The organism is Petrocella sp. FN5 (assembly GCF_029210395.1).
Taxonomy (GTDB): domain Bacteria; phylum Bacillota; class Clostridia; order Lachnospirales; family Vallitaleaceae; genus Petrocella.
In genome coordinates, this window is the sequence record NZ_JARGDP010000025.1 from 1 (window position 1) to 12,283 (window position 12,283).

General features: G+C 32.0%; 11 protein-coding genes. 5 read left to right on the forward strand and 6 right to left on the reverse strand.

Annotation, left to right across the window (positions count from 1 at the left end; genetic code table 11):
- Nucleotides 1-165: 165 nt before the first annotated feature.
- The 6 genes from gyrA to dnaA all read right to left on the reverse strand — a co-directional run bounded on the left by gyrA (nt 166) and on the right by dnaA (nt 8,879).
- A complete protein-coding gene (gene gyrA, locus P0N36_RS07995) occupies nt 166-2,691 on the reverse strand; it encodes a DNA gyrase subunit A (RefSeq protein WP_275842322.1) in 2,526 nt (841 codons plus the stop codon).
- Between the two features lie 120 nt (nt 2,692-2,811).
- Nucleotides 2,812-4,710: a DNA topoisomerase (ATP-hydrolyzing) subunit B gene (gyrB, locus tag P0N36_RS08000; RefSeq protein WP_442957184.1), complete on the reverse strand. Its 1,899-nt coding sequence runs from the start codon at nt 4,708-4,710 to the stop codon at nt 2,812-2,814.
- Between the two features lie 67 nt (nt 4,711-4,777).
- On the reverse strand, nt 4,778-5,878 hold the full coding sequence (gene recF / locus P0N36_RS08005) for a DNA replication/repair protein RecF (RefSeq protein ID WP_275842324.1): 1,101 nt from the start codon (nt 5,876-5,878) through the stop codon (nt 4,778-4,780).
- 28 nt (nt 5,879-5,906) lie between these two features.
- A complete protein-coding gene (locus P0N36_RS08010) occupies nt 5,907-6,128 on the reverse strand; it encodes an RNA-binding S4 domain-containing protein (protein WP_275842325.1) in 222 nt (73 codons plus the stop codon).
- A 4-nt stretch (nt 6,129-6,132) separates the two neighbouring features.
- Nucleotides 6,133-7,239: a DNA polymerase III subunit beta gene (gene dnaN, locus P0N36_RS08015; RefSeq protein ID WP_275842326.1), complete on the reverse strand. Its 1,107-nt coding sequence runs from the start codon at nt 7,237-7,239 to the stop codon at nt 6,133-6,135.
- Between the two features lie 281 nt (nt 7,240-7,520).
- Nucleotides 7,521-8,879: a chromosomal replication initiator protein DnaA gene (gene dnaA / locus P0N36_RS08020; protein ID WP_275842327.1), complete on the reverse strand. Its 1,359-nt coding sequence runs from the start codon at nt 8,877-8,879 to the stop codon at nt 7,521-7,523.
- 856 nt (nt 8,880-9,735) lie between these two features.
- On the opposite strand from dnaA, the gene rpmH reads away from it, so the two are divergent.
- The 5 genes from rpmH to jag are packed head-to-tail and all read left to right on the forward strand — an operon-like array spanning nt 9,736 to nt 12,223.
- Nucleotides 9,736-9,870, forward strand: a complete 135-nt coding sequence (gene rpmH / locus P0N36_RS08025; protein WP_275842328.1) for a 50S ribosomal protein L34 — start codon at nt 9,736-9,738, stop codon at nt 9,868-9,870.
- Nucleotides 9,871-9,907: 37 nt separating this feature from the next.
- On the forward strand, nt 9,908-10,246 hold the full coding sequence (rnpA, locus tag P0N36_RS08030) for a ribonuclease P protein component (RefSeq protein WP_275842329.1): 339 nt from the start codon (nt 9,908-9,910) through the stop codon (nt 10,244-10,246).
- 59 nt (nt 10,247-10,305) lie between these two features.
- A complete protein-coding gene (gene yidD, locus P0N36_RS08035) occupies nt 10,306-10,515 on the forward strand; it encodes a membrane protein insertion efficiency factor YidD (RefSeq protein ID WP_275842330.1) in 210 nt (69 codons plus the stop codon).
- Nucleotides 10,516-10,555: 40 nt separating this feature from the next.
- Nucleotides 10,556-11,515 carry a YidC/Oxa1 family membrane protein insertase gene (locus P0N36_RS08040; RefSeq protein ID WP_275842331.1) on the forward strand — a complete coding sequence of 320 codons (960 nt, stop codon included), beginning with the start codon at nt 10,556-10,558 and terminating at the stop codon, nt 11,513-11,515.
- 15 nt (nt 11,516-11,530) lie between these two features.
- Complete coding sequence (gene jag / locus P0N36_RS08045) at nt 11,531-12,223, forward strand: RNA-binding cell elongation regulator Jag/EloR (protein WP_275842332.1); 693 nt, start codon at nt 11,531-11,533, stop codon at nt 12,221-12,223.
- Nucleotides 12,224-12,283 lie beyond the last annotated feature (60 nt).

Below are 12,283 nucleotides of genomic sequence, written 5' to 3' on the forward strand. Positions count from 1 at the left end.
TCAAAATATAGTCTTACTTACTACCATTATATCAAATGATAATGTCAGCCTCATTACAATGATATTAAAGATATGCGTCAAGTTGGATGCTCGAGTATGACTTGTAGAGAATAAAAAACATTCCATTATAGAAAACTATAATGGAATGCTATTTTACTCCAAGTTTTAATGATCTGTCATATTTTCTTCAACTATTTCTGATTCAATTATATCTGCTTCACTAAAATCGTTTTTAAGTTCTTCATCAATCACGACTTTAATCCTTGCAATGCTCGCTATTCGAATATCTTTTTTGAAATTCATCAATTTAACACCTGAAGTTATTCTTCCAAGTCTTGATACATCACTGACTCGAATTCTAATGACAATACCTTCAGTGGTTATAATAATCATTTCATCGCCTTTTCTAACCGCTTTCATACCCAAAACATTGCCAGAACGTTCACTGATTTTATAGAACTTAACACCTTTACCGCCTCTATGTTGAACGGTAAACTGTTCCATTTTAGTTCTCTTACCTAGTCCGCCTTCAGATACAATAAGTAAATCAGTTCCTTGAGATATGAGTTGCATACCTATGACTTCATCACCTTCATTTAAATTCATACCCCTGACACCTTGAGATGTTCTTCCAGTTATACGTACATCCTTTTCATCAAATCGTATACACTGTCCATATTTTGTTCCTAGAATGATTTCTTCTTGGTCATTGGTCAGTTTAACTTCAATCAGATTATCTTCATCCTTAAGCCCTATTGCTATTAATCCATTTTGTCTAATATTCTGATACTCCATGATTGAAGATTTTTTTATAACACCTTTTTTTGTTGCCATTACAATATAAGTGTCTTCTTTATACGATTTCAATGGAATGACGGCCGTAATTTTTTCACCCGGATCAAGTTGTAATAGATTTACAATAGCTGTACCTCTAGCTGTTCTACCAGACTCTGGTATTTCGTATGCCTTCAATCGGTATGCTTTACCTTTATCCGTAAAAAATAGCAAGTAATGATGGGTAGATGTAAGGAAAATATCCTTTACAAAGTCATCTTCCATGGTTTTCATACCTTTTATACCTTTGCCGCCACGATTTTGGCTTTTATAAGTATCTGCTGGCATACGTTTTACATAACCAAGACGGGTCATGGTTATAACTGTGTTTTCCTTTTTAATAAGATCTTCCATATCTATTTCAGAAGAGTCATAGGTTAATTCCGTTCTTCTTTGATCAGCATATTTTTCTTTTATAATCAAAATTTCTTCTTTAATCTTTTGATACAATAAATTTTCATCTGCAAGTAAAGCTTTTAATTCTTTAATGGTTTCTTGAAGCTCATTAAACTCACTTTCGAGTTTTTCTCGTTCTAAACCGGTCAAAGCTCTAAGTCGTAAATCAACAATAGCTTGAGACTGTACTTCTGAAAAACCAAACCTTTCCATTAGATTTAATTTTGCATCAGCAGTTGAATTAGATGCTCGAATCACCTTGATAACTTCATCAATAAAATCAAGGGCCTTAAGCAATCCTTCAAGTATATGAGCACGCTCTTCCGCTTTCTTTAGATCATACTTGGTTCTTCTCGTTACCACATCTACTTGATGATTTAAGTAATGCTCTAACACCTCTTTTAGATTAAGTACTTTTGGTTCGTTATTTACCAATGCCAACATATTAATCCCAAAAGAATCCTGCAATTGTGTATGTTTATACAATTGATTTAATACTACATTTGCATTTGCATCTCTTTTTAATTCGACAACAACATGCATACCGTTTCTGTCAGACTCATCTCTTAAATCCGATATACCTTCCATTTTTTTATCTTTTACAAGATCGGCAATCTTTTCAATGAGTTTTGCTTTATTAACTTGATAAGGGAGCTCTGTTATAACTATTCTATTTTTTCCACCTGACATGGCTTCAATATTAGCTACAGCTCTAACTTTAACAATGCCACGTCCGGTTCTATAGGCTTGTTCAATACCTTGGGTCCCCAGTATAATACCTGCTGTTGGAAAATCAGGTCCTTTGATGACTTCTAATATCTCGTCGATATCCGTATCTCTGTCTTCTATTACTCTATTGTCAATAATCCTTGTTACACCATCTATAACTTCACCAAGATTATGAGGTGGTATGTTGGTTGCCATACCAACGGCTATTCCTGATGCACCATTAACCAATAGATTCGGAAATCTAGCCGGTAATACCAAGGGTTGTTTTAAAGATTCATCAAAGTTTGGACCATAGTCTACTGTGTCCTTACCAATATCCGCTAACAATTCCATGGCGATTTTACTCATTTTTGCTTCTGTATAACGCATTGCTGCTGCACTATCACCATCGACTGATCCATAATTACCATGACCATCTACAAGCATATACCTATATGAAAAATCTTGAGCCATTCTAACCATGGTCTCATATATGGAACTGTCTCCATGAGGGTGGTACTTACCCATTGTATCACCAACAATACGCGCTGATTTTCTATAAGGCTTATCGGGTGTAAGATTTAACTCACTCATAGAGTATAAGATACGTCGCTGTACCGGTTTTAAACCATCTCTAACATCCGGTAATGCTCTTGATGCAATAACACTCATAGCATAGTCAATATATGACTTTTTCATTTCATCTTGAAGATCTACTGATATGATTTTATCAAATTGATTGTTATCATCCATTCATGTTTCCTCCATAACTGGTTTCTATTATAAACACTTTAATCATGGTTAAGGTGTCAAAACAATATTTTATATGTAAATATTGTTAAACTTCGTTTTGATCCTTCAACCAATCATGCTTTATATATCTAAGTTCTTTACATGCTTTGCATGACTTTCAATAAATGCTCTTCTAGGTTCAACTTTATCACCCATGAGTGTTGTAAAAATCTCGTCAGCCGATGCTGCATCATCTATATCAACCCTAAGTAGTATTCTGTGATCTGGATCCATGGTCGTATCCCATAACTGGTTTGCATCCATTTCACCCAAACCTTTATAACGTTGAAGTACGATACCATCCCGACCCACTTCATCTAATAGTCTTTCAAGGGCACGATCATTATATACATATTGTCCTTTTTTATTTTTTGTTACTTTATATAAAGGTGGTTGTGCAATATATACTTTTCCTGTTTCAATCAATTCAGGCATATATCTATAGAAAAAAGTCAATAACAAAGTACGTATATGTGCACCATCTACATCTGCGTCTGTCATAATTATAATCTTATGGTACCTTAACTTATCTAAGTTAAATTCTTCTGATATACCTGTACCAAAGGCAGTAATCATGGCTCTAATCTCATTGTTTGCCAATATCTTATCTAGTCTGGCTTTTTCAACATTTAGTATCTTTCCTCTAAGTGGCAATATCGCTTGAGTTTGTCTAGATCTTGCTGATTTTGCTGATCCACCAGCTGAATCACCTTCGACAATATATATTTCACAGTTTCTTGGATCCTTGTCTGAACAATCTGCTAACTTACCAGGGAGAGAAGTATTCTCAAGTGCTGTCTTTCTTCTGGTCAAATCCCTAGCTTTTCTTGCAGCTTCTCTTGCTCTATTTGCTAATATGGATTTTTCCAAAATTATTTTTGCTACATGAGGATTTTGTTCAAGAAAATAGGTTAATTTTTCTGATAAAACGTCATTAACCGCAGTTCTAGCTTCACTATTGCCCAGTTTTTGTTTTGTTTGTCCTTCAAACTGGGGATCAGTTACTTTTATACTGATGACACATGTGATACCTTCTCTAATATCTTCTCCTGATAGATTTTTTTCATTATCTTTCAGCATTTTACTGTTTCGAGCATAATCATTCATGGTCTTAGTTAAAGCATTTCTAAAACCGGTTAAATGCGTACCACCTTCAGGTGTATTGATATTATTAACAAAACTAAACACATTTTCAACATAAGAATCATTATGCTGAAAAGCAACTTCCACATAAACATCTTCTACGGTTCCTTCTGCATATATTATTTCTTCATAAAGTTTATTTTTATGGCGATTTCTATAAGCTACAAATTCTTTTATGCCACCTTCATAGTGGAATTCTTGTTTTTTTTCTTCACCTTCTCGAAGATCTTCTATACTAATTTTTAGACCTTTTGTTAAAAAAGCCATTTCTTGAATTCTTTGTTTAAGCGTATCAAAATCATAAACCAATTCTTCGAATATTTCATCATCCGGTTTGAAATGAATATAAGTACCATGTTTTTTTGTGGTGCCTATTACAGTCAAAGGCGTAATAACTTCACCACGTTCAAATCTTTGTGAATAAATTTCTCCTTTTTGATAAACGGTAACTTCTAACCACTCAGACAAAGCATTGACTACCGATGCACCAACACCATGCAAACCACCTGAAACCTTATAACTACCACCACCAAATTTTCCACCTGCATGAAGAACGGTAAAAACAACCTCAACAGCGGATACACCTTTTTCGTGCATACCTGTTGGGATACCTTCACCATTATCAAGTACAGATATGGAATTATCTTTGTGTATGACCACATCAATTTTATCACATCGATCTGCTAAAGCTTCATCTACTGCATTATCAACTATTTCATACACCAAATGGTGCAAACCTCTTGATGACGTACTACCAATATACATACCCGGGCGTTTTCTAACTGCTTCCAGACCTTCAAGTATTTGTATCTGTGTAGCATCATATTCTTGATTTATGTTCATGAATGACCTCCTAAATTCGTGCAACAGAAAAAATGCACATCTAATTAATTATATATGAGTCTTAAGACTTATGCAAATCTGACTCATTTATTACTTTTGCATCTTTTACTTTATATATCTGATAGCCACTTAACTCATTTTTAATAAAATCATCAATACCTGTACATGTGATAAAAGTTTGAATATCCTTTAAATGCTCAATCAAATAATGCTGTCTTTGATGATCCAGTTCGGATAAAACATCATCAAGTAAGAGTATAGGTGCATGATTGACTTGATTTTTAATTAACTCTATTTCAGATAATTTTAGAGCCAGTGCTGCTGTTCTTTGCTGCCCTTGTGATCCATAAATTCTAATATCTATATTATTAATATCAAAGCGAACATCATCTCTGTGAGGACCAACAGTCGTTGTTCCTTTTTTTAAATCACCGGTTCTTGCATCTGCCAATTTTTTCTTATAGTCTTCTACACTGACATCATTTTCATACATCATATCAATGGTTTCTTTTTTTCCTGATAAATGTAAATGTTTTTCATACAATATTGGTCTTAGATCCTCAATGAAATTTTTTCTCATTTCAATAATTGTTGTACCGTACTTCACCAACTGATCATCCCACACATCCAAGAGATTTAGCATATCCGATCTATTATGGCTGTTTTTCAATAGCTGATTTCTTTGCTTTAATACTTTATGATAATGACTTAAATAATACATATACAATGGTTTAAGTTGACTTAACTCAAGGTCAATAAACCGTCTTCTATCTTTTGGTCCATTTTTTATTAAACCTAAATCTTCAGGAGAAAACATGATGATATTAATTAATCCAAATAACTCATTAAGTTTTTTAATAGGATTTTTGTTAACGGCAATACTTTTTTTACCGATTTTCTTTAAATGCACATCTATGGTTTCAATTATATCATTTTTTTCAAAAACCATATAGACATGAGCATCTTTTTCATTAATCCGAATTAATTCTTTATCTTTACTTAATCGATGAGACTTGGAAGTTGCACACAAATATATTGCCTCTATAAGATTTGTTTTTCCTTGAGCATTATCACCATAAAATATGTTAATACCTGGATTAAAATCAATAGCAGCTTCCTGATAATTCCTATAGTTATTCAATTCCAAGTGTCTTATGTACATGAAGTTCACCTCATGAAGGTATCATATTTTAATCAACAACATATTTGACTACAATTAAATCAAAACCAGATACCTCAATTTTATCACCATCTCTCACTTTTTTCCCTCTTTGATATTCTATTTGTCCGTTATACTTCACTTCTCCATTTAGGATCATTATTTTTGCATGAACACCTGAATCAGCAATACCTGCCAACTTTAATAATGCACCTAGTTTAATAAATTCCGTATTAATTATTATTTCTTTCATATCATCACCCATTCAATCTAATTGGCAATATTAAGTATTTGTAATCTTCACCTTCAACTTGGCGAACAATACAAGGATTCAATGCATTTGTAAACTGCATGCATATTTCTTCATCTTCGATCGCCTTAAGCGCATCTAAAAGATACTTAGGATTAAAAGCGATATCAATAGGCTGACCTTCTCTTACAATCATTAGTTCTTCATGGACATTACCAAGTTCCGTATTAGAAGTGATCAATAATGTATCCTCTTTTATTTCAAACTTCACTGGACTTTTTTTACTTTCCCTAGCTATTAAAGCTGCTCTTTCAATACTCATCATTAATTCTTTACGATTCACTGTGATCAGTGTTTCATAATCACCTGAAAATAGATTTGCATACTTAGGATACTCTCCTTCAAGCAATCTAGACACAACAATACTCTCCTCAAGCTCAAACAAAACATGCTTATCCGTAAAATAGATAGATAGCATATCAGCTTCATCACTTGATAGTATTTTACTTATTTCACTTAGAGTCTTACCAGGAACAACAACAGCAGTATCACTAAACTCATCCGTAAAATCTACTTTTCTAATAGAAATTCTATAGCCATCCATAGATATTATACTAAGGGCGTTATCCTTGATTTCTATCAATTCACCTGTCAAAATAGGCTTAATTTCTTTTATAGCAATACTAAATAAGGTTTGATGAATCATATCCTTCAAAACACTTTGCTTAATAGAAATACTTGTATCTTTAGTTACTTGAGGTAATTGAATAAATTCTGTACAAGATTGGCCTGGTATATTAAATATGGATTTTTGACAAACAATAGTCGTCATATTACTTTCATCTACAGTTATATCTACCATAGCATCCGGTAATTTTTTTACTATTTCCGAGAATATTCGTGCATCAATGGCCACACTTCCTGATTCAATTATATGTGCTTTTACATGACTTTCAATACCAATTTCTAAATCATTGCTAATTAGCTTAAATTCATTTTGGGTTGCTTGAAGAAGTATACATTGAAGAATGGGCAAAGTTGTTCGAGTTGAAACAGCTTTAAGGGAAGTATTGACGCCATTAAGCAAGTCATTTTTATGACAATTAATTTTCATGATGTGATAAACTCCTCTCCTGTGCAAAAGATAAAATATATGATTTTTTATAGTAATGATAGTAGTAAGGGATGTGAATATGTGTATAAGTGTTCTAAGCCATAAGTAGGTAAGGTTTCTTAGAGTCTAATAACCCTGTGAATAGATAAAAAAGTTATTCATTTTAATCCACATGGTCATAGTTCTAATATAATCATCAACAGCCAATACTAGAGTTTATGAAAGGTTATACACAGCTTTAAATGGTGTAAATCAATAATATCGTTTTGATGTCTTATTCATTATTTACCTGTTATTTTTTTTGTCAGTATATCTATTGTATTTTTTAGAGTCATATCTGTGACGAGTTCTGTTTTTATTTTTTCATAACCATGAAGTACAGTTGTATGATCTCTTCTTCCAATTTCTTCACCAACTTTTGGTAGTGACATATCTGTTAATTTACGACATAGATACATGACAATCTGTCTCGGATAAGCAATTTCTCTAGGTCGTTTTTTGGATATTATATCTGCAGGTGTTACATTGTAATGCTCAGATACAATTTCTAGAATAAGTTTGAATGTTATTTTTGTGTCTTCTTGTGGCGAAATTAAGTCTTTTAAAGCTGCTTCAGCCATTTCCTTTGTTATTTCTTTTGGTAAAAGAAGTCTAGAATAAGCTAAAATCTTATTAACAGCACCTTCAAGTTCTCTAATATTAGATTTAACATTGTTTGCTACGTATTGCATGACATCATCTGGAAGATCTAGATTTTCTATTTCAGCTTTTTTCCTTAAAATAGCCACCCTAGTTTCAAAATCAGGTGCTTGTATATCTGCAATTAAGCCCCATTCAAATCTTGATCTTAATCGTTCTTCTAAGGTTTCGATTTCTTTTGGTGGTCGATCAGAGCATATAATAATTTGTTTTTTTGCTTCATATAAGGTGTTAAAAGTATGGAAAAACTCTTCTTGTGTTCTTTCTTTTCCTGCAATGAACTGTATATCGTCTACTAGAAGGACATCAATACTACGATATTTTTTTCTAAACTCTTCATTTTTATCATCTCGAATAGAGTTGATAAGTTCATTGGTGAATTTTTCAGATGAAACATAAAGAACATTGGCTTTAGAATCATCATCTAATATGAAATGAGCTATGGAATGCATTAAATGTGTTTTTCCTAATCCAACACCACCATAAATGAAAAGTGGATTATAGGCCTCAGCAGGTGCTTCTGCGACTGCTAAAGAAGCTGCATGTGCAAATTTATTATTGTTGCCTACAACAAAAGTGTCAAAAGTATATCTGGCATTTAAATTTCTTTGATCACTGGTGTTGTTATTAGAAAAACCAATCAAGTTGTTGTTTGAATTCGATTTAGTATCAAAATCTAAACTTTGATTAGGTAGAACAAATTGTATATCATAGATTTTCCCCATGACTTCGTTAATAGCGATTTGAATGGATTTATAGTATTTCTTTTCAATAACATTTTTGGCCATTTGATCATCTGCTTCTAGAATAATCAAATCACCCATTACTTTAACAGGTTCAAGTTTTTCCAAAAATGTTTTGTAAGATATAATGGATATATCCGATTCGTATCTTAAAAGATTTTTTATGTCATCCCACTTGTTGATAATTGGATGATCCATTAAAATACCCCCTTTTGTATTATAGTATAGTAGTAGGTTTAAAGCGTCAAAACTATATAGTTGAGCTTTAACCGTATTAGGCTTTATTCTCTCAATATATGTTTAAGAACAGATATATAACCTGAGACATTAGTTTAATCATGTTGACGGATACATCCATTAACATGATTAAAATTCTAACCAAGTATTCAATACGGACAAATGTGTATTGTTATATAACTGTTAATAACTAATAATAGGAAGTTCTTTTACATACTGGTAAATTATTCAACTTTCAAACGTATTAGATTATACCAAGTTGTTAGCTTAGAGCTAAAATATAAGGGAAAGTTGAAACATATTATAAAAGTTCTATTTAAAGAAATGAAGTCTATTATATATAATACTCTATCAATAGAAGGATTTCAATTGAAGTTTTTGCTTGAAAAAGATTTATAATGTGTATGAAAGACGAAAAAAAACTGTGGAAAGTGTGTATAATTATTTTATACTATGGTTATACACACCATACACTTAATAGTTATCAAAATTGTCATAACCACCTATTTTAAAGGGATTTTTGTATTATATTCAAAGATTAATAAACAGAATATAAGAATAAAAACAAGGTTTTATCCACATATTTAATGGATGGTGTGGATAAATATATTTAAACAAGTTATCCACAATTAACCAAATGATTTTCATTTTTATGTGGATAAACTAAATAAAAATTATTTAAAGCTTTTTTTTCTTGACTCTTAAGGGTTTTGTGACTATAATTGAAATGGTGCTTTTGAAGCAACAATTTTAGCAAATTAATTATAATTATTAATTTGATATAGCTTTTACGAACTATATAAGGAGGTGCATATCAATGAAAAGAACTTATCAGCCTAAAAAAAGACAGAGAAGTAGAGAACATGGCTTTCGAAAAAGAATGAAAAATAAGAGCGGTAGAAATGTTTTAGCTAGAAGAAGAGCTAAAGGCAGAAAGAAATTGTCAGCATAGGCCGCATTTATGTGGCCTTTTATTCTTATATTCAATTATGAGTGATAAAATTAGAGCGTTAAAAAACAATGAATTTGTAAAAGTTTATCAAACTGGAAAATCAAAAGCCAATAAATTGTTAATCATGTATGTGATCAAGAATAATGGAAATATTAATAGACTGGGTATTTCTGTCAGTAAAAAAGTAGGTAATAGTGTAATTAGGCATCGTGTCAAAAGACTTATAAAAGAAGCCTATAGGTTGAATGCAAAATCATACAGCATTGGTTTTGATATCGTAGTTATCGCCAGAAATACAGCAAAAGCTAACAATTATCATGAAATTGAAAGTGCATTAATGCACTTGGCTAAACTCAATAAAATATTAGTGCTTTAAAATCCTACTATAATTCGATATAATAGGATTAATTCATTTATTTGAGAAAAGATGGTATAATGAGAAGAATTGCTATTGGTATTGTTCTGTTTTATAGAAAGTTCATATCACCTATGACAAAATCCAGTTGTATATATATACCAACTTGTTCGATGTATGCCTTGGAGGCTTATGAAAAATATGGATTTGTAAAGGGAAGCTATTTGTCTATCAAAAGGATATTACGATGTCATCCTTTTGCAAAAGGTGGTTTTGATCCACTTAAGTAAAAGAATATATTTGGGTAACTATAATTAGGAGGATTCATTCATGTTTTTAGATCACATGGTTTTACTCACTCAAAACACAACATTTATAATTGGGCCTATAGCTCAGTTGTTTGGCATTATTATGGACACAATTTATAATATTTTTAATAATATGGGCATCAAATCTTTAGGTATAAGTATTATTGTATTTACTTTAATTGTTAGAACCTTGATGTTACCTCTTGCATTTAAACAACAAAAATCAATGCAGGAAATGCAAAAAATCCAGCCTGAGTTAAAAAAAATACAAGATAAATATAAAAATAAAAAAGATCCCGAATCTCAGCAGAAATTTCAAATGGAAATGAACCAGCTTTATAAAGAGCACGGTGTGAGCCCTTTTGGTGGTTGTCTCCCTGTTTTGGTACAGTTTCCAATTATTATTGCATTGTTTCAGGTACTTAGAAATTTACCGGCCTATATAAAAAGCATAGGCTTAATATATGAAGATATTGCTCATATTGTTGTTCCTGTAGAAGGATCTGAAAGCATACTATCTCAATGGGCCAGTGAAGTCATGGTAAAGAATTTTGATGTAGCAAATATTCCAATGGTTATTGATGTTTTGGCAAAATTCAGTTCTGAGCAATGGACCATTTTTATTGAACAATTTAACTCTGTTGCTCATCTCATAACACCTAGCTTAGAAAAAATTACAGAAATGTATATGTTCCTAGGAATCAATTTGGCAGACAAACCAAACTTGATGTCTATTGGAATTTTACTACCATTATTAAACGTTGTGGTACAATTCATGGTTATGAAATCAAGTACAGCATCGGCTGCGGCAGAACAGAATTCAACACAAAAATCCATGTTGTACACCATGCCTCTAATTACGGCATTTTTTGTTTCAACAATGCCTGCAGGTTTAGGTTTATATTGGTTAGCTAGTAGTATATTCCAATGGGCACAGCAAGTTGTCATTAATAGTCATTTAAAAGATAAAGAGAAAAAATAGGAGGGATCGGTCTTCATGAAGTATGTTGAGAAACAAGCGAAAACTGTAGAAGACGCTATAACCGAAGCGCTGGTTGAAATGGGTGCTACTAGTGATCAGGTTACGGTAGAAGTTATTGAAAAAGGACCTAGCGGTTTAATGAGTATTTTTAGTAACAAGTTAGCAAAAGTCCGAGTATATAAGAAAATCAATGTTGAACAAGTTGCTTATGACTTTTTAGAAGAAGTATTTCAAAAAATGAATATTGAAGTTAATATTCAGGTTACTTTAGATGACCATAACAATATGACAGTGGATTTAAGTGGACCTAGTATGGGTGTATTGATTGGTAAAAGAGGACAGACACTAGATTCTTTGCAATATTTAGTTAGTTTGGTTGTAAACAAAGAGGCAGATAGTTATATGCGTGTTAAGTTAGACACGGAAAACTATAGAGATCGACGTAAAGAGACTTTGGAAACCTTGGCTAAGAATTTGGCACATAAGGTAAAAATTACGAAGAAAAAATTTATATTGGAGCCTATGAATCCTTATGAGCGACGTATAATACATTCAACTTTACAAAATAATAAAAATGTTGAAACGCATAGTGAAGGTGATGAACCTTATAGAAAAGTTGTTATAACACCATCATCAAAAAATACGAATAAGCCAAAAGAGTCTACTGGGCCAAAAACCAATCATAAGAGAGTTATAAAGAAGCCGTGATTTATACAGAAACAAGAAACCCATGCTAAGGCATGGGTTTTATTAGATAAAGGAGCTTAA